The organism is Pseudarthrobacter sp. 1C304 (assembly GCF_052245515.1).
In the GTDB taxonomy this organism is placed as follows: domain Bacteria; phylum Actinomycetota; class Actinomycetes; order Actinomycetales; family Micrococcaceae; genus Arthrobacter.
The window spans coordinates 389188-412509 of record NZ_JBQQCH010000002.1 but is presented as its reverse complement, the minus strand read 5'-3'; the positions used below and the strand labels follow the sequence as shown (position 1 = coordinate 412509).

Here is a 23322-nt window from a genome sequence, read left to right as displayed (position 1 = left end):
AGCCGGTTCGACGTAGGCGCAGTTGTTGCGTAGACTGGTTCTCCGGTGTTGAAAACACGATTGATGGTCTGCGCCTCAGGAACGTCTGGGGAAAGTGGCCGGAACCGGGTTTCGATTCCATAGGGTAGTGGCGCAATTGGTAGCGCAGCGGTCTCCAAAACCGCAGGTTGCAGGTTCGAGTCCTGTCTGCCCTGCGCAAGCTGTTCCGGTTTCTCCGGAACAAGCGCAGCAACCATGGTTCAGTTCAGAGCCGGGTATCCGACATTGCGAGGATGAGTGAGGATCAGGTGACCGAAACGGCTGCAAGCAGCTCCAGTGGCCGCCCCGCCAAGAATGCCCCCAAGGCAGGCTTCTTCGCTCGAATTGCGCTCTTCATCCGCCAGGTCATCGGCGAACTGAAGAAGGTCGTCGCACCGACCCGCAAGGAACTGATCAACTACACGCTCGTGGTGCTGGTGTTCGTGGTCATCATGATGCTCATCGTCACCCTGCTGGATCTGGCCTTCGGGACCGGAGCCGCATGGGTCTTCGGCGGCACAGGCCCCGCGGACAACTAAGGCGACCGCTCCGCAGACTGCGTGGAACAACCACCGGACATCCGGAGGTTCCGCGGGGTGTGCGGAATTGAGTCATTTAAATAGGCATGTTAGGCAATGAGGAAGCAGGAGACCAAGTGTCTGAGCAGGAGCTCGAGGTAACTGAGACTGAGCTGGATAAGAGCCAGGACGCCGCGGTGGAAGCCGGGGAAGAGTCCGAGGCTGTTTCTGCTGCGCCCGAATCCGACGTAGCTGACGCTTCTGTTGACGCGGTTGCAGAGCCTGCCGAGGCCGACGCTGACGACGCCGTTGAGGGCGAAGACGCTGACGACGCCGAGGGCTCTGAGGAGTCAGGCGACGCGCTGGCCGCTGCAGCCGCCGCCGCAGCCGTCGATCCGGCCGAGGAGTTCAAGGCCAAGCTGCGCCGCCAGGAGGGTGACTGGTACGTCATCCACTCCTACGCCGGCTACGAGAACCGCGTCAAGGCGAACCTTGAGACCCGCATCCAGACCCTGGACATGGAAGATTACATCTTCGAAATCCAGGTTCCCATGGAGGAAGTCGTTGAGATCAAGAACGCTCAGCGCAAGGTCATCAACCGCGTCCGCATCCCCGGCTACGTCCTGGTCCGCATGGACCTGACCGACGCGTCCTGGGGCGCCGTCCGCCACACCCCCGGCGTCACCGGCTTCGTGGGCAACGCCCACAACCCCGTTCCGCTGCGCCTCGACGAGGTCTTCTCCATGCTCGCCCCGGTCTTCGAGGAAGAGCAGGCCGAGAAGGGCAAGCCGGTCAAGCACGCTGCCGCGCAGATCGACGTCGACTTCGAGGTCGGCGAGTCCGTCATCGTCAAGGAGGGCCCCTTCGAGACCCTCCCGGCCACGATCTCCGAAATCAAGGTGGACTCCCAGACCCTCGTGGTTCTGGTCTCCATCTTCGAACGTGAGACCCCGGTCACGCTGGCGTTCAACCAGGTCAGCAAGATCTAGCAGATCCCACAGAATTCGTCCCGGGCTGCCCGCTTTAGCGGCCAGGGACGGCCGGCCGCCTCGCCATGGCGGCCACCAACCTGAGGCACGCTCCTGTGTCCCAGGACATTATTGAGAGAAGGACCCTACATTGGCTCCCAAGAAGAAGGTCACCGGCCTCATCAAGCTGCAGATCCAGGCAGGTGCCGCTAACCCGGCCCCGCCGATCGGTCCTGCGCTTGGCCAGCACGGCGTCAACATCATGGAATTCTGCAAGGCGTACAACGCTGCAACGGAAGCCCAGCGCGGCAACGTCATTCCGGTTGAAATCACCGTCTACGAGGACCGCTCGTTCACGTTCATCACCAAGACCCCGCCGGCTGCAGAGCTCATCAAAAAGGCTGCAGGCGTCGCCAAGGGTTCGGCTACCCCGCACACCGTCAAGGTTGCCAAGCTGACCCAGGCCCAGGTCAACGAGATCGCCTCCACCAAGATGGAAGACCTCAACGCCACCAGCCTCGAAGGCGCCGCGAAGATCATCGCCGGCACCGCCCGCTCGATGGGTATCACCGTCGAGGGCTAGTACCCCACCGCTGATACGGCGCCAGGGCTCGGGAAACCGACCGCGACGCCGGACAGCACCGCCGGGCGACCGGCACCACCTAAACATAGAAATGTCGGCAATCCGGAAGCACCTTCCGGAACCCCGACTTGTGGCAGGGCCCAGCGCGGTCCGCAGACCACAACTGCACAAGGAGAATAAGCAGCATGGCAAAGCGCAGCAAAGCATATGAGGCAGCCGCCGCCAAGATCGACGCGGAGAAGTTCTACGCGCCGTTCGAGGCAGTGACGCTGGCCAAGGACACCAACCCGTCCAAGTTCGACGCCACCGTTGAGGTCGCATTCCGCCTGGGCGTTGACCCGCGCAAGGCTGATCAGATGGTCCGCGGCACCGTCAACCTGCCGCACGGCACCGGTAAGGTTGCCCGCGTCCTCGTCTTCGCAACGGGCGACAAGGCTGAGGCAGCAATCGCTGCCGGCGCCGACTTCGTTGGCTCCGATGACATGATCGAAAAGATCGCTGGCGGCTGGACCGACTTCGACGCCGCCGTTGCCACCCCTGACCTCATGGGCAAGGTTGGCCGCCTCGGTAAGGTCCTGGGTCCGCGTAACCTGATGCCGAACCCGAAGACCGGCACCGTGACCGCTGACGTCGCCAAGGCCGTCAACGACATCAAGGGCGGCAAGATCGACTTCCGCGTCGACAAGCACTCGAACCTGCACTTCATCATCGGCAAGGTGTCCTTCGACGCCGTCAAGCTGGCCGAGAACTACGCAGCCGCACTGGAAGAGGTCCTTCGCCTCAAGCCGTCCGCTTCCAAGGGCCGCTACATCCAGAAGGCCACCGTGGCCACCACGTTTGGCCCGGGCATCTCGGTTGACCCCAACGTCACCAAGGTCCTGACCGAGGCCTAAGCCTCGATCTAGCACAGAAAAGGCCGTTCCGCTTCCGCGGGGCGGCCTTTTCTGCGTCCCGGGGGCCGGTTAGGCTGTGCCGGTGACAGCTGTGACGTACCGCATAGAACCACTGGACCTGCCCTCCAGCCTGGAATCAAACGACGCCGGCGAGTTCCTGGAGTTCAGCGCGCTGTGCGATGCCCTGGTCCTGGAAACCTGGGGCAACCTGGACCGTGCCACGCCGCCCGAGGCCCGGATCCAGTACTGGAAGGACGACGCCTACGCCCGGAAGCAGTTCTTTTTCGTCCGGATCGACGGGCGCATGGTGGCCCGGTCGTGGATCCGCTTCGAGCAGCAGGAAAACCTCGGCAGCGCCGTCCTCCACGTGGACGTCCTGAACGCCCACACCGGCCGCGGGATCGGCCGGGCACTGCTGTCCCATGCTGAAGCGTTAGCCGCAGCCGCCGGCCGCACAACCCTGATGACATTCACCGAGCACCCCGCCGACTTCGACGCCGACGGCACGGACGTCCTGAAACCCGCCACCGGAACGGGCGCTTTGCCTGCGGCCGCGCGGGCGGTCCGTTTTGCCGCCGCGGCCGGCTACCGGCTGGAACAGGTGGAGCGGTTCAGCTCCCTCACCCTGCCGGCCGATCCGGCCCGGCTGGATGCCCTGGAGCGGGAGGCGCTGGCCAAGTCCCAGGACTATGAGCTGGTGTCCTGGACCGACCGCTGCCCGGACGAGTATGTGGAGCAGCTGGCCGTCCTTATGTCCCGCATGAGCACGGATGCGCCGACAGGGGCGCTCAGCTACGAGGAAGAGACCTGGGATGTGGCTCGTGTCCGGCACGTTGAGGACACCTGGCAGCAAGCCAGGAATGTCTCGCTCGTGACAGCGGCTCGGCACCGGGCGAGCGGCGAGCTGGCGGCTTACACCGTGCTCGAACTGGCGCCCGGCAAACCGTGGCTGGCCGACCAGGACGACACCCTCGTCGCTGCCGCCCACCGCGGGCACCGGCTGGGCATGCTGGTCAAGATCGCCAACCTCCGGCGGCTCGCCGAGTACCCGGCCGTTGAACGCGTCATCACCTTCAACGCCGCGGAAAACGATCACATGCTCGCCATCAACGTCGCCCTCGGTTTCCGGCCCGCCGGGTGGGACGGCGAGTGGCAGCGTGTGGTCACGCCGTAACCCATGGAACGGCGGCCCAAACCGGCATATGCTGGCGGATGAAAGCCTGGCCATTGCCGGGTTTCCGGCACCGTGGTGGACGGCAGAACGGCTGGGGTGATGCCCTCTATGGCAAACGACGTACGGATAGAACAGCTGTGGATCCCCGATTCCCTCGACGGGAAGGACGCTGCCGACTTCGTCGCCGCCGTCGAGGTGGGGCGCAGGGTGCGCATGCAGACCTGGGGGAGTGACGACCTCGCCTACGCCCCGCAGGAAAAACTGCTGGAAATGGCCGATCCCTATGAGCGGCAGGTCATCCTCGTCGCCAAGATCGACGGGGTGATCGTCGGGACGGTGGACATTGCGCTGCCCCTCGCGGACAACCAGGACCTGGCCGAGTTCGCCCTCGACGTCCTGCCGGAGTACCAGGGCCGGGGCGTCGGCCGGCAGCTTCTCAAGGCCGCGGAGCACTTCGCCCGTGACGAGGGCCGCCACACCATCCTGATCGACACCAACCATCCGAGCGCGTCGCTCGGTGACAGCGAGGCCGGCCAGCTGGTGCCCGGCACGGGCCTTGGCTTCGTGCCGCTGAACAGCCGGGAGGTGGAGTTCGCCCGCCACAGCGGCTACGCCCTGCAGCACATCGAGCAGTTCAGTGCCTGCCAGCTGCCGCTCGACAGCGAACTGGTCGAAGAGCTGCAGACCGAAGCGGAGGAAGCCAACGCCGGCAGGTACCGCCTCCACCACTGGACGGACCGCTGCCCGGACCAGTGGCTGGAGCTCGTTGCCGCGCTGGAAAACAGTGCGGGCGAGGACGGCGTGCCGGGTGCCGACGACACGGTCATGGTGTTCGACGGCGGCATCCTTCGTGAAGCGGAAGACGTCGCCATCGCGCAGGGACGGCGGACGGTGGTCACCGCCGTCGAGCACGTAGCCAGCGGGGAACTGGTGGGGCTGACCACCATCAGCGTCCTGGCGCTGCGGCCCGACGTCGTCTTCCAGGACGATACGGTGGTCCTCCGGGAGCACCGGGGCAACAAGCTGGGACTGCTGATCAAGGTCGCGAACATGGAGCGGTTGTCCGAGCAGTTTCCCGATGCCCGGGTCCTCTACACCTGGAACGCCCCGGAAAACCGGTACCTGCTCAAGGTCAACCAGCAGCTGGGATTCAGCACCGCGGGTGTGACGGGGATCTGGCAAAAAGAGCTGCCGGACTTCAGCCCCAGCGTCAGCTGACCTGCACTCCGGCCGCCGATTTGGAGCACGCCCCCGGTCTCGCGTAAGCTGGTGGAACCAAAGACCGTCGGTTGTTGGAAATCCACTCTCCCAAGCAAGACTCACTTCTGCAGTCGCGCCGGGAGGGCCAGTGGGTCTCCAGACGAAGGACCCTGAACAGAGGGCGGCCGGCGCAGGTGAACGAAGCAAAGCTCCGCAGTCATGGACAGCGTCGAGACAAGCCCCGTGCATCTGCGCGGGGCGTTTTTAGTTTTTAGCTCTTTTGAGCGGGGACCCGGAATACCGGCACTATCCCCGGAAGGAGGGTTATGGCAACGCCTACCAAGGTTTCAGCAGTAGCTGAGATCACTAACGATTTCAAGGAATCGAACGCCGCTGTCCTGACCGAATACCGTGGGCTCACCGTTGCACAGCTCAAGCAGCTGCGTGTTTCTCTCGGCCAGGACACCAAGTTCGCGGTCGTCAAGAACACCCTGACCGCCATTGCAGCCAAGGAAGCCGGCGTCGAAGCATTCGACGGCCAGCTTGCCGGCCCCACTGCAATCGCGTTCATCAAGGGTGACGCTGTTGCAGCTGCCAAGAGCCTGACGGATTTTGCCAAGGCCAACAAGCAACTGGTCATCAAGACCGGTTACTTCGAAGGCAAGGCACTGAACGCCAGCGAAGTTGCTGCCCTCGCAGCACTCGAGTCCCGCGAGCTGCAGCTCGCCAAGGTTGCAGGTATCCTCAAGGCTCCTGCTGCCGCTGCTGCACGCATCATCGACGCCCTGCGCCTCAAGCTTGAAGAAGAGAACGGTGCACCGGCAGCTGCCGAAGCGCCCGCCGCTGAAGAAGCCCCGGCCGCAGAAGCAGCAGAGACCGAAGCTCCGGCCGAAGCCGCAGCCACCGAAGAGAACTAACTTCTCTTTCACACCAGACTCCGGTGCGAAGGCAACGGCCCCGGCCGCCAAGCACCACCTATAGGAAGGACGCCACACCATGGCGAAGCTCAGCAACGAAGAGCTCATTGAAGCTTTCAAGGAACTGACCATCATCGAGCTCTCCGAGTTCGTCAAGCTCTTCGAAGAGACCTTCGAAGTTACCGCAGCTGCTGTTGCCGTTGCCGGCCCCGCCGGTGGCGGAGCTGCTGAAGAGGCTGAAGAGAAGACCGACTTCGACGTCGTCCTCGAAGCCGCTGGCGACAAGAAGATCGCAGTGATCAAGGAAGTTCGCGCCATCACCTCCCTGGGCCTCAAGGAAGCCAAGGACCTGGTTGACAGCGCACCGAAGGCCGTCCTCGAAGGCGCCACCAAGGAAGCTGCCGAGAAGGCCAAGGAGCAGCTCGAGGCTGCCGGCGCCACCGTTACCCTCAAGTAACGCTCGCAGTTCCGGAAGGCACTCCGCCTTTCACCCAGGAAACCCCGTCCACTTCGGTGGGCGGGGTTTCCTGCATTTAACCGCAACGCGGGGTCACTTCCGGCCCATCCGGAGCCCCCGAATGGGCCGGAAGTGACCCCGCGTTGCTTTGTTAACCCGGCGGAGTTAACCCGGGCGGGCCAGATCAGTGTCGGGCCAGATCGGGCCTGCGGCCTTAGTTGGGTTCGGAGATATCCGCGACGACGGCGCCGAGGGCGGCGGTCAGGTCATCGGCGTCGACGAAGGCGCTGTAGCCGTGGGCGCCGGCCCCCATGGAGATCCGGCGGCCGCTGATGGTCCGGTCCGCGTACACGGGCCAGGCCACGGTGCTTCCCAACGGGGTGATGGTGCCGCGCTCGTAGCCCGTGGCATCCAGGGCCACCTCGGCCGTCGGAAGGGAGAGCTTGTTGACGCCTACAAGGGCGCGGAGCTTGGGCCAGGAGATCTGCCGGTCACCCGGGATGAGGGCGAAGAGGAAACTGCCGTCCTTGTGCTTGACCACGAGCGACTTCACGATGTCCCCGGGCTGGATGCCGAGGATCTGTGCCGCCTCCTCAAGGCTGTTCGCGGCGAGCCGCTCAACGACGTGGACGCTGAGGCCCCGCGCGGCGGCGTCGGCCAGGAAACGGTCCTGGCCGGCGCCGCCTGCGGCTCCGGCTGCGGGGCCGGCGCTCTCAGTCATTGCGGGATCCGTCCCGGCGATCAGTCGCGGAACAGCAGGAGCGCTTCGCCCTGCCCGCCGCCGCCGCACAGCGAGACCGCCGCCTTGCCGGTGCCGCGCCGCTTCAGCTCATGCGCCGCGTGCAGGGCGAGCCGGGCACCGGACGCGCCGATCGGGTGGCCCAGGGCGATCGCTCCGCCGTGGATGTTGCACTGCTCCAGCGGGTAGTCGAGATCCTTGAGGGACTGCACCGCCACGGACCCGAAGGCCTCGTTGATCTCGATGAAGTCAAGGTCGGCGGCGGACCAGCCGGCCTTGTCCAGCGCGCTCTTGATCGCGTTGGACGGCTGGGAGTGCAGCGAGTTGTCCGGACCCGCCACCTGCCCCGGCTTGCCGACGACGGCGAGGTAGTCGAGGCCGTTGTCCTCGGCGAACTTCCGCGAGGAGAGCACCAGGGCGGAGGCGCCGTCGGACAGGGGAGAGGAGTTCCCGGCCGTGATGGTGCCGTCCGTGACGAACGCCGCCCGCAGGCCCGCCAGCGAGCCCGTGGTGGTGTCCGGCCGGATGCCTTCATCCGCGGTCAGGACGATGGGATCGCCCTTGCGCTGCTTGACGCTGAGGGGGGCGATTTCGCCGTCGAACACGCCGTCCTTGGCGGCCCGCGCGGCGCGCTGGTGGGACGCGGCAGCCACTTCGTCCTGGGAGGTGCGGTCGATGCCCAGGGTGAGGTTCTTGGTCTCGGTGGACAGGCCCATGGACTGCCCGTCGAAGGCGTCCGTGAGCCCGTCGTGGGCCGCGGCGTCGAGGGCCTGCACGGAACCGTACGTCCAGCCCTGCCGGGAACCGGGCAGGAGGTGCGGGGCACGGGTCATGGACTCCTGGCCGCCGGCGACCACCACCGTGGCGTCACCGCTGCGGATCATGCGGGCCGCGTCGATCACCGCGGTCAGTCCGGACAGGCAGACCTTGTTGATGGTCACCGTGGGAACATTCCAGCCGATGCCGGCGCCTACGGCGCTCTGGCGGGCGGGGTTCTGGCCCGCGCCGGCCTGCAGGACCTGGCCCATAATGACCGAGTCCACCTGATCGGCCTTCACGCCGCTGGCGGCCAGGGCCGCCCGGATGGCGTGGGCGCCGAGCTCAACGGCGGTGAAGGTGGCGAGCTGGCCGTTGAGCCGGCCCTGCGGGGTGCGGGCGCCGGCGAGGATGACAACATCATTGTTGTCCGCAGAGTTGGTCATGGTTTGTCTCTTCCGATCTTGGACGATGTACAGCAAGGTTATCGTGACCCCCGTCACGGAGCCATTTGACGTTCATAGGGGGAGGGGGCAGGGGGAGGGGGAGGGGAGGCCCCCGCGCGCTATACCTCAAGTGTGTACCCCGGGACCCCAAACGGGCGGCGGGTCGGGTGCTTGCAATCCCGCCCGAAGTGGGGTAGACAAGTAGGTTGCTTTGCCGTATCGTAGATATTTGCGTCTTCCCTGTTTACCTTCAGCCTTCATATAGCGGTGGGCTTAGCCTGGCTGCTGCGCCATCAATGTGCCGTCTACAACGTGCACAGCATGGCCAGCGCGGGTCCCGGGTCATATAGCGGAACCGGACTGGTAGCACTGCGGAGTCACTTTCGCAGGGTACATAACGGGGGAGATCTGAAAACGCCTGAAGGTCTGTGGAAGGATCCCTCTTGGTCGCCTCGAGCACCTCTAATGTAAACAACGCTACCGCTATCAATGCCGACAGCACCGACGGTGCAACCCGCCGGCTCTCATTCGCAAAGATTCACGAACCGCTGGACGTTCCGAATCTGCTTGCCCTGCAGACCGACAGCTTTGACTGGCTGGTCGGCAACGAACGCTGGCAGGCACGCGTAGCCAAGGCCGTCGAAGAAGGCGACCTCAGCGTCGCCACCTCCTCGGGTCTGTCCGACATCTTCGAAGAGATCTCCCCGATCGAGGACTTCCAGGGCACCATGTCCCTGAGCTTCTCCGAGCCGGAGTTCGCTGACCCGAAGTACACCATGGCCGAGTGCAAGGACCGGGACGCAACGTACTCGGCACCGCTGTACGTCAAGGCCGAATTCATGAACAACAACACGGGCGAAATCAAGCAGCAGACCGTGTTCATGGGTGACTTCCCGCTGATGACCGAGAAGGGAACCTTCGTCGTCAACGGCACCGAGCGTGTTGTTGTCTCGCAGCTGGTCCGCTCCCCGGGCGCCTACTTTGAGCGCACCGCCGACAAGACCAGCGACAAGGACATCTTCACCGCGAAGATCATCCCGTCCCGCGGCGCCTGGTTCGAACTCGAAATCGACAAGCGCGACCAGGTCGGCGTCCGCCTCGACCGCAAGCGCAAGCAGTCCGTCACGGTGCTGCTGAAGGCCCTCGGCTGGACCGAAGGCCAGATCCTCGAAGAATTCGGCCAGTACGACTCCATGCGCGCAACGCTGGAGAAGGACGCCACCGAAACCCGCGAGGATGCCTTGCTGGACATCTACCGGAAGCTGCGACCGGGCGAGCCGCCCACGGTCGAGGCTGCCCAGTCCCTGCTGGACAACCTGTACTTCAACTCCAAGCGCTACGATCTGGCCAAGGTTGGCCGTTACAAGATCAACCGCAAGCTTGGCATCGACCGCTCCCTTGGTGACAAGGAAGCCTCTGTCCTGCACGTTGAAGACATCGTCGCCATGATCAAGTTCCTGGTTGCCCTGCACGCCGGTGAGAAGACCCTCATGGGCAAGCGCGACGGCCAGGACCACGAGCTGCGCGTTGAGATCGATGACATCGACCACTTCGGCAACCGCCGCATCCGCGCCGTCGGCGAGCTCATCGAGAACCAGGTCCGCACCGGCCTGTCCCGCATGGAGCGCGTTGTCCGCGAGCGTATGACGACCCAGGACGTCGAGGCCATCACGCCGCAGACCCTGATCAACATCCGCCCCGTCGTGGCAGCCATCAAGGAGTTCTTCGGAACCTCCCAGCTGTCCCAGTTCATGGACCAGAACAACCCGCTCTCGGGCCTCACCCACAAGCGCCGCCTGTCGGCCCTTGGCCCGGGTGGTCTGTCCCGTGACCGTGCCGGCATGGAAGTCCGTGACGTCCACCCGTCGCACTACGGACGTATGTGCCCCATCGAAACCCCTGAAGGCCCGAACATTGGCCTGATCGGTTCGCTGGCTTCCTACGGACGCATCAACCCGTTCGGCTTCATCGAGACCCCATACCGCCTGGTGAAGGACGGCGTCGTTTCCGACGACGTCCAGTACCTCACGGCCGACGACGAGGCCGAGGTCCTGATCGCACAGGCCAACGCCCCGCTCGATGAGAACAAGAAGTTCGCCGAAGAGACCGTCCTGGTCCGTGCCCGCGGTGGTGGAGGCGAGCCCGTGCTGGTTCCCGCCGCCGACGTCGAGTTCATGGACGTTTCCCCGCGCCAGATGGTGTCCGTGGCTACCGCCCTGATCCCGTTCCTCGAGCATGACGATGCAAACCGCGCACTCATGGGTGCCAACATGCAGCGCCAGGCCGTGCCGCTGGTCCGTTCCGAGGCGCCGTTCGTCGGCACCGGCATGGAACGCGCCGCCGCCGTCGACGCCGGTGACGTTGTCATCGCGAAGAAGGCCGGTGTGGTCACCGAGGTCTCCGCTGAGCTGGTCATCATGCTCAACGACGACGGTACGGAAACCAACTACCGCATCAACAAGTTCGCCCGTTCCAACCAGGGCAACTGCTACAACCACCGCGTTCTGGTGAGCGAAGGCCAGCGCCTGGAAGTCGGCGGCATCATCGCCGACGGCCCGGCAACGGACCAGGGCGAACTGGCCCTCGGCAAGAACCTCCTCGTGGCATTCATGTCCTGGGAAGGCCACAACTTCGAGGACGCCATCATCCTGTCGCAGCGCATCGTCGCTGAGGACGTTCTTTCCTCCATCCACATCGAGGAGCACGAGATCGATGCCCGCGACACCAAGCTTGGTGCCGAGGAAATCACCCGTGACATCCCCAACGTGTCCGAGGAAGTCCTGGCAGGCCTGGACGAGCGCGGCATCATCCACATCGGTGCCGAGGTTGAAGCCGGCGACATCCTGGTCGGAAAGGTCACGCCCAAGGGCGAGACCGAGCTGACCCCGGAAGAGCGCCTGCTGCGTGCCATCTTCGGTGAGAAGTCCCGCGAAGTGCGCGACACCTCCCTGAAGGTTCCGCACGGCGAGTCCGGCACCGTCATCGGTGTCCGCGTCTTCGACCGCGACAACGACGACGAGCTGCCCCCGGGCGTCAACCAGCTGGTCCGCGTCTACGTCGCTGCCAAGCGCAAGATCACCGACGGCGACAAGCTCGCCGGCCGCCACGGCAACAAGGGCGTTATCTCCAAGATCCTTCCGGTCGAGGACATGCCCTTCCTTGCCGACGGCACCCCCGTCGATATCGTCCTGAACCCGCTGGGTGTTCCGGGCCGTATGAACGTCGGCCAGGTGCTGGAAACGCACCTCGGCTGGGTTGCCAAGACCGGCTGGAAGATCGAGGGCGAGCCCGAGTGGGTCAAGCAGCTGCCGAACCTGCCGCGCGAGAGTGGCCAGACCACTGTCGCGACGCCGGTCTTCGACGGTGCGCGTGAAGAGGAGATCACCGGTCTCCTCGACTCCACCAACGTCACCCGCGACGGCGACCGCCTGATCAACTCCTCAGGCAAGACCCGCCTGTTCGACGGCCGCTCCGGCGAGCCGTTCCCGGATCCGATCTCGGTCGGCTACATGTACATCCTGAAGCTCCACCACCTGGTGGACGACAAGATCCACGCGCGCTCCACCGGCCCGTACTCCATGATCACGCAGCAGCCGCTGGGTGGTAAGGCACAGTTCGGTGGCCAGCGCTTCGGTGAAATGGAAGTGTGGGCGCTCGAAGCTTACGGCGCCGCCTACACGCTCCAGGAGCTCCTCACGATCAAGTCGGATGATATCCACGGTCGTGTGAAGGTCTACGAAGCCATCGTCAAGGGCGAGAACATCCCGGAGCCGGGCGTTCCTGAGTCCTTCAAGGTCTTGATCAAGGAAATGCAGTCGCTGTGCCTGAACGTGGAAGTTCTTTCCACGGACGGAACCACAATTGAAATGCGTGACTCTGATGACGCAGTCTTCACGGCTGCGGAAGAACTGGGCATCGATCTGTCTCGTGCAGAGCCCAGTTCCGTAGAAGAGGTTTAGTAAGGCGTCCGGGAAAGGCAGAGGCGCCAGCCGCGCTGCCTTTCCCGGATTCCTCCCTCTTCCCGTAACCCAAGACTTCAGAATTTAGAGAACAAGAGAGAACAGGGACCATATGTCCAGCGAATCCTCCTTCGGCCTCATGCAGATCGGCCTCGCCACCGCGGAAGACATCCGTGGCTGGTCTTACGGCGAGGTTAAGAAGCCGGAAACCATCAACTACCGCACGCTCAAGCCCGAGAAGGACGGCCTCTTCTGCGAGAAGATCTTCGGCCCGTCCCGCGACTGGGAATGCTACTGCGGTAAGTACAAGCGCGTGCGCTTCAAGGGCATCATCTGCGAGCGGTGTGGCGTTGAGGTCACCCGCGCGAAGGTCCGCCGTGAGCGCATGGGCCACATCGAGCTGGCCGCCCCGGTCACGCACATCTGGTACTTCAAGGGTGTTCCGTCCCGCCTGGGCTACCTCCTTGACCTGGCGCCGAAGGACCTCGAAAAGGTCATCTACTTCGCCGCTTACATGATCACCAGCGTCGACGCCGACAGCCGCCACGAAGAACTGCCCAACCTCCAGGTTGAGCACGACATCGAGAAGAAGCAGCTGATCGACAACCGCGACTCGGACATCGCCACGATCGCCCGCGACCTCGAGGGCGAGCTTGCCCGCCTCGAGGGCGAAGGCGCGAAGGCTGCGGACAAGAAGAAGGCCCGCGACTCCGCCGACCGCCAGATGGCCAACGTCCGCAAGCGCGCGGACGCCGACATCGAGCGCCTCGAGCAGGTCTGGGACCGCTTCAAGAACCTCAAGGTCGCCGACCTTGAAGGCGACGAAGGCCTGTACCGCGAACTGCGCGACCGCTACGGCATGTACTTCGAAGGCTCCATGGGTGCCGAAGCCATCAAGAAGCGCCTTGAGAGCTTCGACATGCAGGCCGAGTCGGACATGCTCCGCGACATCATTGCCAACGGCAAGGGCCAGCGCAAGACCCGCGCCCTGAAGCGGCTCAAGGTGGTCAACGCGTTCCTGACCACCAACAACAGCCCGCTCGGCATGGTCCTCGACGCCGTCCCGGTGATCCCGCCGGAACTGCGCCCCATGGTCCAGCTGGACGGTGGCCGCTTCGCGACCTCCGACCTCAACGACCTGTACCGCCGTGTGATCAACCGCAACAACCGCCTCAAGCGCCTGCTTGATCTCGGTGCCCCGGAGATCATCGTCAACAACGAGAAGCGCATGCTTCAGGAAGCTGTTGACAGCCTCTTCGACAACGGCCGCCGCGGCCGTCCGGTCACCGGACCGGGCAACCGTCCGCTGAAGTCCCTGAGCGACATGCTCAAGGGCAAGCAGGGCCGGTTCCGCCAGAACCTCCTCGGCAAGCGCGTCGACTACTCCGGCCGTTCGGTCATCGTCGTCGGCCCGCAGCTGAAGCTGCACCAGTGTGGCCTGCCGAAGCAGATGGCTCTGGAGCTCTTCAAGCCGTTCGTGATGAAGCGCCTGGTTGACCTCAACCACGCGCAGAACATCAAGTCGGCCAAGCGCATGGTCGAGCGGTACCGTCCGCAGGTCTGGGACGTCCTCGAAGAGATCATCACCGAGCACCCCGTGCTGCTGAACCGTGCACCTACCCTGCACCGTCTCGGCATCCAGGCGTTCGAGCCGCAGCTGGTTGAAGGCAAGGCAATCCAGCTCCACCCGTTGGTTTGTGGCGCGTTCAACGCCGACTTCGACGGCGACCAGATGGCAGTGCACCTGCCGCTGAGCCCCGAAGCCCAGGCTGAGGCCCGCATCCTGATGCTGTCCTCGAACAACATCCTGAAGCCGTCCGACGGCCGCCCGGTGACGCTGCCCTCGCAGGATATGATCATCGGCCTCTACCACCTGACCACTAAGCGTGTCGGTTCAGCTGGCGAGGGCCGGATCTTCTCCTCCGTCTCGGAAGCCATCATGGCGTTCGACCTGCACGAGCTGCACCTGAACTCCCAGATCAAGATCCGGCTTGAGGACTTCGTTCCTTACGCCGGCTGGGAAGCTCCGGAAGGCTGGGAGCCGGGCCAGACCGCACTGGTCGAGACCTCCCTCGGACAGGTCATCTTCAACCAGACGCTGCCCGCGGACTACCCGTGGGTTGAGGCTGTTGCCGACAAGGGCGAGCTGTCCCGGATCGTCAACGACCTCGCCGAGCGTTACCCGAAGGTGGTCACGGCGGCGACGCTGGACAACCTGAAGGATGCCGGTTTCTACTGGGCAACCCGCTCGGGCGTCACCGTCGCCATCTCCGACATCGAGGTCCCGGCCTCCAAGCCGGAGCTCCTCGCCGGTTACGAGACCATGGCCGCGAAGATCCAGGGCCAGTACGACAAGGGCCTGATCGACGACGACGAGCGTCGCCAGGAACTGATCGAGATCTGGAACAAGGCAACCAACGAAATCGCCCAGGCGATGCGTGACAGCCTGTCGCCGATGAACACCATCAACCGCATGGTGTCCTCCGGTGCCCGTGGTAACTGGATGCAGGTCCGCCAGATCGCCGGTATCCGTGGCCTGGTGGCCAACCCGAAGGGCGAGATCATCCCGCGTCCGATCAAGTCCTCCTACCGCGAGGGCCTGTCGGTGCTGGAATACTTCATCGCCACGCACGGTGCCCGTAAGGGCCTGGCTGATACCGCGCTGCGTACCGCCAACTCGGGTTACCTGACCCGCCGTCTGGTGGACGTCTCGCAGGACGTCATCGTCCGTGAAGAGGACTGCGGCACCGAACGCGGCCTCGTCACCCCGATCGCCGTGGCTGACGCCAACGGCGAGCTGGTCCTGGACGAGAATGTCGAGAACAGCGCGTACGCCCGGACCCTGGCCGTGGATGTCACTGACTCCAAGGGCAAGGTCCTCGCGGCGGCCGGCACCGACTGCGGCGACGTGGTCATTGCTGAACTGTTCGCAGCCGGCATCACCGAAGTCAAGGTCCGCTCTGTCCTCACCTGTGAGTCCAGCGTCGGCACCTGCGCCCTGTGCTACGGTCGTTCGCTGGCCACCGGCAAGACCGTGGACATCGGTGAGGCCGTGGGCATCATCGCCGCACAGTCCATCGGTGAGCCGGGTACCCAGCTGACCATGCGTACGTTCCACACCGGTGGTGCAGTTTCCGCCGGCGGCGGCGACGACATCACCCAGGGTCTGCCCCGCATCCAGGAGCTCTTCGAAGCCCGTACTCCGAAGGGTGTGGCGCCGATTGCTGAAGCAGCCGGCCGCATCACCATCGAAGAGTCCGAGCGCCAGATGCGCCTGGTCATCACCCCGGATGACGGATCCGAAGAGATCGCCTACCCGGTGCTGCGCCGTTCACGTCTTCTCATCGAAGACGGCCAGCACGTCAGTGTTGGGCAGAAGCTCATCAACGGTCCGGTCGACCCCAAGCAGGTTCTGCGCATCATGGGCCCCCGTGCCGCGCAGAAGTTCCTGGTGGACGAAGTCCAGGGCGTGTACCGCAGCCAGGGCATCGGTATCCACGACAAGCACGTCGAGGTTATCGTCCGCCAGATGCTGCGCCGCGTCACGGTCATCGAGTCCGGCGAATCGGACCTGCTGCCCGGCGAGCTCGCCGAGCGCAGCCGCTTCGAGGATGCCAACCGCCGTGTGGTTTCCGAGGGCAAGACGCCGGCTTCCGGCCGTCCCGAGCTCATGGGCATCACCAAGGCGTCCCTGGCGACCGAGTCCTGGCTGTCCGCAGCTTCCTTCCAGGAGACCACCCGCGTCCTGACGCAGGCGGCCATGGAAGGCAAGAGCGATCCGCTGCTCGGCCTCAAGGAAAACGTCATCATCGGTAAGCTCATCCCGGCCGGCACGGGTCTCCCGCGCTACACCGAGGTCACGGTGGAACCGACTGAAGAAGCGAAGGCCAACCTGTTCACCGGCCCCAGCGCGTTCAGCGACTTCTCCTACGATTCCCTGGGCGGCGACGGAGCTCCTGAGTTCCACGCCATCCCGCTGGATGACTACGACTTGGGCAGCGACTTCCGCTAACCGGTCCTAAAGCAACGCGGGGTCACTTTCGGCCCAATCCACCCGCTGGATTGGGCGCGGAGTGACCCCGCGTTGCTGTTTAAGGGCGACGACGGCGGCAGGTTGCGCGGGTGGCGCTGCGGGGGAGTAGGGACGGGATTCCGCGCCGATTAAGGGCTGGGACCCGTCCGTGTTAGACTTGAGACTAATTGTTATTGTGGCAGTGGATGAGTGCGCCGGTGAGTCAGACAGCTTTAGGGCTGGAAGGCTTGACCAGGACGACGTTTCCGGTTTGCAGGGTTCTTGTGCAACGTATGCCACATTTTCGCATGCCTAGGGGCAGTTCCGGATGAAAGTCTGTGGATCCCGGCGTGCGGTCCGACTATTAAGGCTTCGCCTCAGCTGCTCTGGAGAGAACTTCAAAGCTCGAGCGGCGGGGCGCAGCGACAAGAGAGCGGCCGCCAACGGCCGCTCCGGATAAAACGGAGAACACGAGAGTGCCTACGATTAACCAGCTGGTCCGCAAGGGCCGCACGCCGAAGGTCAAGAAGACCAAGGCTCCCGCGCTTAACGGCAGCCCGATGCGCCGCGGTGTTTGCACCCGCGTCTACACGACTACCCCGAAGAAGCCGAACTCGGCTCTGCGTAAGGTCGCCCGTGTGCGCCTCAACGGCGGCATTGAAGTCACCGCTTACATCCCCGGTGTAGGCCACAACCTGCAGGAGCACTCCATTGTGCTCGTCCGTGGCGGCCGTGTTAAGGACCTCCCGGGTGTCCGTTACAAGATCGTCCGTGGCGCCCTTGATACCCAGGGTGTGAAGAACCGTAAGCAGGCACGCAGCCGCTACGGCGCAAAGATGGAGAAGAAGTAATATGCCTCGCAAGGGTCCGGCCCCCAAGCGGCCGCTAGTCTCAGATCCCGTTTACGGCTCCCCGCTGGTCACCCAGCTGATCAACAAGGTGCTCGTTGACGGCAAGAAGTCCACTGCAGAGCGCATCGTCTACGGTGCCCTCGAAGGTGCTCGCGCCAAGTCCGGCGGCGACCCCGTGGCAGCCCTCAAGAAGGCCATGGAGAACGTCAAGCCTTCCCTCGAGGTCCGCTCCCGCCGTGTCGGTGGCGCCACCTACCAGGTTCCGGTCGAGGTCAAGCCGGGCCGCTCCACCGCCCTCGCCCTGCGGTGGCTGGTTGGCTACTCCAAGGCCCGCCGCGAAAAGACCATGACCGAGCGCCTCCAGAACGAAATCCTGGATGCCTCAAACGGTCTCGGTGCCGCTGTGAAGCGTCGCGAAGACACCCACAAGATGGCCGAGTCCAACAAGGCCTTCGCACACTACCGCTGGTAATACTTCCCGGACGCCGCCGGCTCAACCGAGCCGGCGGCGAACGTGCAGTCCATCCGAAAGGGAGACACCGTGGCACAGGACGTGCTTACCGACCTTAGCAAGGTCCGCAATATCGGCATCATGGCCCACATTGATGCCGGCAAGACCACTACTACCGAGCGCATCCTGTTCTACACGGGTGTGAACCACAAGATCGGCGAAACGCACGACGGCGCTTCGACGACTGACTGGATGGAACAGGAAAAGGAACGCGGCATCACCATCACGTCTGCCGCCGTGACCTGCTTCTGGGAAAACAACCAGATCAACATCATCGACACCCCCGGCCACGTGGACTTCACGGTTGAGGTTGAGCGCTCCCTGCGCGTCCTCGACGGTGCAGTTGCCGTGTTCGACGGCAAGGAAGGCGTGGAGCCGCAGTCCGAGACTGTCTGGCGCCAGGCTGACAAGTACAACGTCCCGCGCATCTGCTTCGTCAACAAGATGGACAAGCTCGGCGCTGACTTCTACTTCACCGTCGACACCATCATCAGCCGCCTGGGTGCCAAGCCGCTCGTTATGCAGCTGCCGATCGGTGCCGAGAACGACTTCATCGGCGTCGTCGACCTGCTCTACATGCGTGCCCTGGTGTGGCCCGGCGATGCCAAGGGCGACGTCACCATGGGTGCCAAGTACGAGATCCGCGAGATCCCGGCAGACCTCCAGGCCAAGGCCGAGGAGTACCGCGCCAACCTCGTGGAGGCCGTTGCTGAGTCTTCCGAGGAACTCATGGAGAAGTACCTCGAGGGCGAAGAGATCTCCATCGACGAGCTCAAGGCCGGCATCCGCAAGATGACGATCAACTCGGAGATCTACCCGGTCTTCTGTGGTTCTGCCTTCAAGAACCGCGGCGTCCAGCCGATGCTTGACGCCGTCGTCGACTACCTGCCGAACCCGCTCGACGTCCCCCCGATGATCGGTCACGATCCCCGGGACGAAGAGAAGGAACTGACCCGTAAGCCTTCCGCTGACGAGCCGTTCTCCGCACTGGCCTTCAAGATCGCCGCGCACCCCTTCTTCGGCCAGCTCACCTTCATCCGCGTGTACTCCGGTCACGTCGAAGCAGGTGCCCAGGTGGTCAACTCCACCAAGGGCAAGAAGGAGCGCATCGGCAAGCTGTTCCAGATGCACGCCAACAAGGAAATGCCTGTTGAGGGCGCTACCGCCGGCCACATCTACGCAGCGATCGGCCTCAAGGACACCACCACGGGTGACACCCTGTGCGATTCGTCCAACCAGATCGTCCTCGAGTCCATGAGCTTCCCGGAGCCCGTGATCTCTGTTGCGATCGAGCCGAACACCAAGGGTGACCAGGAGAAGCTCTCCACGGCCATCCAGAAGCTCTCCGCTGAGGACCCGACCTTCCAGGTCTCCCTCAACGAAGACACCGGCCAGACCATCATCGCCGGCATGGGCGAGCTCCACCTGGACATCCTGGTGGACCGCATGCGCCGCGAGTTCAAGGTCGAGGCCAACGTGGGCAAGCCCCAGGTTGCGTACCGCGAAACCATCAAGCGTGCTGTAGAGCGTCACGACTACACGCACAAGAAGCAGACCGGTGGTTCGGGCCAGTTCGCAAAGATCCAGATCGCGATCGAGCCGCTGGACACGTCCGAAGGCGAGATGTACGAGTTCGAGAACAAGGTCACCGGTGGCCGCGTTCCGCGCGAATACATCCCGTCGGTCGACGCCGGTATCCAGGATGCGCTGAACGACGGCGTCCTGGCCGGTTACCCGGTTGTCGGCATCAAGGCCACGCTGATTGACGGCGCGTACCACGATGTTGACTCCTCGGAAATGGCGTTCAAGATCGCCGGCCGTATGGCTTTCAAGGAAGCCGCACGCAAGGCGAACCCTGTCCTGCTCGAACCGCTGATGGATGTCGAGGTCCGCACCCCTGAGGAATACATGGGTGAAGTTATCGGTGACCTCAACTCCCGCCGTGGCCAGATGCAGTCCATGGAAGATGCCCAGGGCGTCAAGGTCATCCGCGCGCACGTTCCGCTGTCCGGCATGTTCGGCTACATCGGTGACCTGCGCTCGAAGACCCAGGGCCGCGCTGTGTACTCCATGACGTTCAACAGCTACGCCGAGGTCCCGAAGGCAGTTGCCGACGAGATCATCCAGAAGACCCGCGGCGAGTAGTCTCCGGACTGCCGCTACGAGAATCTCAGGTGCTTCCCCGACCATGGGGATTTACCTGGTGCAGGTGGCCGGACCCGGCCCGGCCGACCGGCTGCCTGCACGAACAGGCTCTAGGCACTAGCATTAGTACCTGAATCTGCAATTTCATCAATCCAAAGCCCCCCAAGTAGACTTACTGGAGTTTCAGCCGCGACAAGCGCGGCCGAAGGGTAAGTCATTTGAAAACGTTCTAGGAGGAACCTGTGGCAAAGGCAAAGTTCGAGCGGACTAAGCCGCACGTTAACATCGGTACCATTGGTCACGTTGACCACGGTAAGACGACGCTGACGGCCGCCATTTCCAAGGTGCTGTACGACAAGTACCCGACTCTCAACGAGAAGCGTGACTTCGCGTCGATTGACTCTGCTCCCGAAGAGCGTCAGCGCGGCATTACCATCAACATCTCCCACGTTGAGTACCAGACCGAGAAGCGCCACTACGCACACGTAGACGCTCCGGGTCACGCTGACTACATCAAGAACATGATCACCGGCGCTGCTCAGATGGACGGTGCAATCCTCGTGGTTGCCGCCACTGACGGCCCGATGGCTCAGACCCGCGAGCACGTTCTGCTCGCCCGCCAGGTTGGTGTTCCCTACCTGCTGGTCGCGCTGAACAAGGCCGACATGGTTGACGACGAGGAGCTCCTTGACCTCGTTGAAATGGAAGTTCGCGAACTGCTCAGCTCGCAGGGCTTCGACGGCGACGAGGCACCCGTTGTCCGCGTTTCCGGCCTGAAGGCACTCGAAGGCGACCCGGTTTGGGTCAAGTCCGTTGAGGACCTCATGGCTGCCGTCGACGAGTCCGTTCCGGACCCCGTACGTGACCGTGACAAGCCGTTCCTGATGCCGATCGAAGACGTCTTCACGATCACCGGCCGTGGCACCGTTGTTACGGGCCGCGCCGAGCGTGGAACCCTCGCCATCAACTCCGAGGTCGAGATCGTCGGCATCCGCCCGGTCCAGAAGACCACGGTTACCGGTATCGAGATGTTCCACAAGCAGCTCGACGAAGCATGGGCCGGCGAGAACTGTGGCCTCCTGCTCCGCGGTCTGAAGCGCGACGATGTCGAGCGTGGCCAGGTTGTCGTCAAGCCGGGTTCCATCACCCCGCACACCGACTTCGAGGCTAACGTCTACATCCTCTCCAAGGACGAAGGCGGACGTCACAACCCGTTCTACTCCAACTACCGCCCGCAGTTCTACTTCCGCACCACGGACGTAACCGGCGTTATCACCCTGCCGGAAGGCACGGAAATGGTTATGCCCGGCGACAACACTGAGATGACCGTTGCGCTCATCCAGCCGATCGCAATGGAAGAGGGCCTCGGCTTCGCTATCCGCGAAGGCGGCCGCACCGTTGGTTCGGGACGCGTTACCAAGATCATCAAGTAGTTCTTACTGATGTGAACTGAAGAACGGCCCCGCTGCACTCGCAGCGGGGCCGTTCTTTTTTGTGCCCTCCGCACTCGTGCGTGCCTTCCGCGCCCGCCGGGACCTACGCCCCTTATGCCACCGCGGCCCGGGTTGCACGATGGTGGAATGGACATGGTGGTCAAGTCCGCCGCGGGGCGGCTGCGCGGCAGCGCCGTCGACGGCGGAGCGGCCTTCCTGGGAATCCCGTACGCCGCGCCGCCGTTCGGTGCGAACCGGCTGCGGCCTCCGGCCCCGGTCACGCCGTGGGCCGGGATCCGGGACGCCACGAGGCCCGGGCCCGAACCGCCCCAGGTGGCCCCGCCGGCCGCCGCCGGTCCGGGCGGGGCGGCGTCCGAGGACTGGGCCGATGTGAACTCGGCGTTTGCGGCAGTGCCGAAAGCCGCACCTTCCGAGGATTGCCTGAACCTCAACCTCTGGACCCCGGACCCGGCTGCGTCGGGCCTGCCGGTTATGGTCTGGATCCAGGGCGGCATGTTCGAGCTGAGCTCGACGGCGGCGTACGACGGCAGCCGCTTCGCCCGGGACGGGGTGGTCTGCGTGGTCATCAACTGGCGCCCCGGGGCGGAAGGATTCCTCTACCTCGGCGACGGCACCGCCAACCTGGGCCTGCTCGACCAGGTCGCGGCCCTGCACTGGGTGCAGGAGAACATTGCCGCCTTCGGCGGGGACCCCGGCAACGTCACGGTCTTCGGCGAATCCGCCGGTGCGATGAGCATCGGCATGCTGCTCGCCATGCCCCGCGCCAAAGGGCTGTTTCAGCGGGCCATCCTGCAGAGCGGGGCAGCCCACCACGTCACGCCGGCCGGGGACGCACTCCGCATCTCCCGACACCTGGCCGGCAAGCTGGGGGTGCCGGCCACGCGGGAGGCGATCGCCGGCGTCGGGGTCCAGCGGCTCCTGAGCGCCCAGGCGGAGCTGAAAAACGAGCTGCTGGGCGATCCGGACCCGGAACGCTGGGGCCGGGAAGTGGTTGCCAGCACCATGCCCTGGCAGCCCGTGGTCGACGGCGACATCCTGCCTGATACGCCCATCAAAAGCATCAAGGCCGGGGCCGGGCAGGCGGTGGACGTGATGGTCGGGACGAACACCGACGATTGGCGGTTGTGGCTGGTCATGAGCGGTGCCCTCGGCGGGATCACGGACCAGATCCTGACCGGCCCCGTCCGCTCCTATGGCCACCAGGCCCTGGCGGCCTACGGACTTCCGGCCGCAGCGGCGCTGTCCGCGTACCGGACGAGATATCCCGGCTTGAGTCCAGGTGAGCTGCTGGCGGCCTTCCAGACGGACTGGTGGATGCGGATTCCCGCGATCCGGCTCGCCGATGCGCACGTCAACCCGGGATCCGGCACCTACATGTATGAGTTCGCGTGGGAATCCCCGGGCCTCGGCGCCGTCCACGCCCTGGAAATCCCGTTCGTCTTCGACACGGCGACAACAGATGCGCCGCTGTTCGGATCGCTGCTGGGACCGGAGCCGCCGCAGGAACTGGCCCGCACCATGCACGCGGCGTGGGTGGACTTCGCCTCCACAGGGGATCCCGGCTGGCCACGCTACGCGCTGCCGCAGCGGGCCACCATGCGGTTCAGCACCGAATCCCGGGTGGTGGAGGACCCCCGGGCGTGGGAACGGGACCTGTGGAAGGGCGCCCGCTGAACCCCGCCGGCAACAGCTGGCGGCGGGGCCGGCGGCGCCGCTGGGAC

Annotated in this window: 17 protein-coding genes and 1 tRNA gene; 16 read left to right on the top strand and 2 right to left on the bottom strand. The window is 64.4% G+C overall.

The features are described 5' to 3' along the window. Positions 1 to 121: 121 nt before the first annotated feature. The 9 genes from ACTWQD_RS05965 to rplL all read left to right on the top strand — a co-directional run bounded on the left by ACTWQD_RS05965 (position 122) and on the right by rplL (position 6728). Positions 122 to 194: transfer RNA gene (locus ACTWQD_RS05965), tRNA-Trp, on the top strand. A 78-nt stretch (positions 195 to 272) separates the two neighbouring features. Continuing rightward, positions 273 to 557 carry a preprotein translocase subunit SecE gene (secE, locus tag ACTWQD_RS05960; protein WP_066436807.1) on the top strand — a complete coding sequence of 95 codons (285 nt, stop codon included), beginning with the start codon at positions 273 to 275 and terminating at the stop codon, positions 555 to 557. A gap of 116 nt (positions 558 to 673) precedes the next feature. Continuing rightward, positions 674 to 1525 carry a transcription termination/antitermination protein NusG gene (nusG, locus tag ACTWQD_RS05955; RefSeq protein ID WP_443195226.1) on the top strand — a complete coding sequence of 284 codons (852 nt, stop codon included), beginning with the start codon at positions 674 to 676 and terminating at the stop codon, positions 1523 to 1525. 130 nt (positions 1526 to 1655) lie between these two features. After that, a complete protein-coding gene (rplK, locus tag ACTWQD_RS05950) occupies positions 1656 to 2087 on the top strand; it encodes a 50S ribosomal protein L11 (RefSeq protein WP_003803853.1) in 432 nt (143 codons plus the stop codon). Positions 2088 to 2272: 185 nt separating this feature from the next. After that, complete coding sequence (rplA, locus tag ACTWQD_RS05945; protein ID WP_066436814.1) at positions 2273 to 2980, top strand: 50S ribosomal protein L1; 708 nt, start codon at positions 2273 to 2275, stop codon at positions 2978 to 2980. A gap of 82 nt (positions 2981 to 3062) precedes the next feature. Further along, complete coding sequence (locus ACTWQD_RS05940; RefSeq protein WP_443195225.1) at positions 3063 to 4154, top strand: GNAT family N-acetyltransferase; 1092 nt, start codon at positions 3063 to 3065, stop codon at positions 4152 to 4154. A 108-nt stretch (positions 4155 to 4262) separates the two neighbouring features. After that, positions 4263 to 5372: a GNAT family N-acetyltransferase gene (locus ACTWQD_RS05935; protein WP_443195224.1), complete on the top strand. Its 1110-nt coding sequence runs from the start codon at positions 4263 to 4265 to the stop codon at positions 5370 to 5372. A gap of 308 nt (positions 5373 to 5680) precedes the next feature. Beyond that, positions 5681 to 6271 (top strand): 50S ribosomal protein L10, encoded by a 591-nt coding sequence (gene rplJ / locus ACTWQD_RS05930; protein ID WP_138768559.1) that lies wholly within the window; start codon positions 5681 to 5683, stop codon positions 6269 to 6271. Between the two features lie 79 nt (positions 6272 to 6350). Further along, complete coding sequence (gene rplL / locus ACTWQD_RS05925) at positions 6351 to 6728, top strand: 50S ribosomal protein L7/L12 (protein ID WP_066436823.1); 378 nt, start codon at positions 6351 to 6353, stop codon at positions 6726 to 6728. A 214-nt stretch (positions 6729 to 6942) separates the two neighbouring features. On the opposite strand, the gene ACTWQD_RS05920 is transcribed toward rplL, so the two are convergent. Both ACTWQD_RS05920 and ACTWQD_RS05915 read right to left on the bottom strand, forming a co-directional pair. Next, the gene (locus ACTWQD_RS05920; protein WP_443195223.1) at positions 6943 to 7449 is read right to left on the bottom strand and encodes an aminoacyl-tRNA deacylase; all 507 of its coding nucleotides are present in this window, start codon (positions 7447 to 7449) and stop codon (positions 6943 to 6945) included. Between the two features lie 20 nt (positions 7450 to 7469). Continuing rightward, positions 7470 to 8669 (bottom strand): acetyl-CoA C-acetyltransferase, encoded by a 1200-nt coding sequence (locus ACTWQD_RS05915; protein WP_443195222.1) that lies wholly within the window; start codon positions 8667 to 8669, stop codon positions 7470 to 7472. Between the two features lie 443 nt (positions 8670 to 9112). On the opposite strand from ACTWQD_RS05915, the gene rpoB reads away from it, so the two are divergent. From rpoB to ACTWQD_RS05880, 7 genes are all read left to right on the top strand, one after another. Then, entirely contained in the window at positions 9113 to 12628 is a 3516-nt protein-coding gene (gene rpoB / locus ACTWQD_RS05910; RefSeq protein WP_066436834.1) for a DNA-directed RNA polymerase subunit beta, read from the top strand. A gap of 112 nt (positions 12629 to 12740) precedes the next feature. Beyond that, a complete protein-coding gene (locus tag ACTWQD_RS05905) occupies positions 12741 to 16640 on the top strand; it encodes a DNA-directed RNA polymerase subunit beta' (protein WP_443195221.1) in 3900 nt (1299 codons plus the stop codon). A gap of 476 nt (positions 16641 to 17116) precedes the next feature. After that, the gene (rpsL, locus tag ACTWQD_RS05900; protein WP_018773658.1) at positions 17117 to 17491 is read left to right on the top strand and encodes a 30S ribosomal protein S12; all 375 of its coding nucleotides are present in this window, start codon (positions 17117 to 17119) and stop codon (positions 17489 to 17491) included. Between the two features lies 1 nt (position 17492). Beyond that, on the top strand, positions 17493 to 17963 hold the full coding sequence (gene rpsG, locus ACTWQD_RS05895; protein WP_066436842.1) for a 30S ribosomal protein S7: 471 nt from the start codon (positions 17493 to 17495) through the stop codon (positions 17961 to 17963). A 69-nt stretch (positions 17964 to 18032) separates the two neighbouring features. After that, entirely contained in the window at positions 18033 to 20147 is a 2115-nt protein-coding gene (gene fusA / locus ACTWQD_RS05890; RefSeq protein ID WP_443195220.1) for an elongation factor G, read from the top strand. A 242-nt stretch (positions 20148 to 20389) separates the two neighbouring features. Further along, positions 20390 to 21580 (top strand): elongation factor Tu, encoded by a 1191-nt coding sequence (gene tuf / locus ACTWQD_RS05885; protein WP_018773660.1) that lies wholly within the window; start codon positions 20390 to 20392, stop codon positions 21578 to 21580. Positions 21581 to 21733: 153 nt separating this feature from the next. Beyond that, entirely contained in the window at positions 21734 to 23275 is a 1542-nt protein-coding gene (locus ACTWQD_RS05880) for a carboxylesterase/lipase family protein (RefSeq protein WP_443195219.1), read from the top strand. The last annotated feature ends 47 nt before the right edge of the window (positions 23276 to 23322 follow it).

What these genes read in the sequence shown, in the direction of transcription:
- ACTWQD_RS05935 (WP_443195224.1), top strand. Translation starts at nt 4,263, where the DNA reads ATGGCAAACGACGTACGGATAGAACAGCTGTGGATCCCCGATTCCCTC.
- rpsG (WP_066436842.1), top strand. Translation starts at nt 17,493, where the DNA reads ATGCCTCGCAAGGGTCCGGCCCCCAAGCGGCCGCTAGTCTCAGATCCC.
- rplJ (WP_138768559.1), top strand. Translation starts at nt 5,681, where the DNA reads ATGGCAACGCCTACCAAGGTTTCAGCAGTAGCTGAGATCACTAACGAT.
- secE (WP_066436807.1), top strand. Translation starts at nt 273, where the DNA reads ATGAGTGAGGATCAGGTGACCGAAACGGCTGCAAGCAGCTCCAGTGGC.
- rplA (WP_066436814.1), top strand. Translation starts at nt 2,273, where the DNA reads ATGGCAAAGCGCAGCAAAGCATATGAGGCAGCCGCCGCCAAGATCGAC.
- ACTWQD_RS05920 (WP_443195223.1), bottom strand. Translation starts at nt 7,449, where the DNA reads ATGACTGAGAGCGCCGGCCCCGCAGCCGGAGCCGCAGGCGGCGCCGGC.
- ACTWQD_RS05905 (WP_443195221.1), top strand. Translation starts at nt 12,741, where the DNA reads ATGTCCAGCGAATCCTCCTTCGGCCTCATGCAGATCGGCCTCGCCACC.
- ACTWQD_RS05915 (WP_443195222.1), bottom strand. Translation starts at nt 8,669, where the DNA reads ATGACCAACTCTGCGGACAACAATGATGTTGTCATCCTCGCCGGCGCC.
- ACTWQD_RS05880 (WP_443195219.1), top strand. Translation starts at nt 21,734, where the DNA reads ATGGTGGTCAAGTCCGCCGCGGGGCGGCTGCGCGGCAGCGCCGTCGAC.
- rplL (WP_066436823.1), top strand. Translation starts at nt 6,351, where the DNA reads ATGGCGAAGCTCAGCAACGAAGAGCTCATTGAAGCTTTCAAGGAACTG.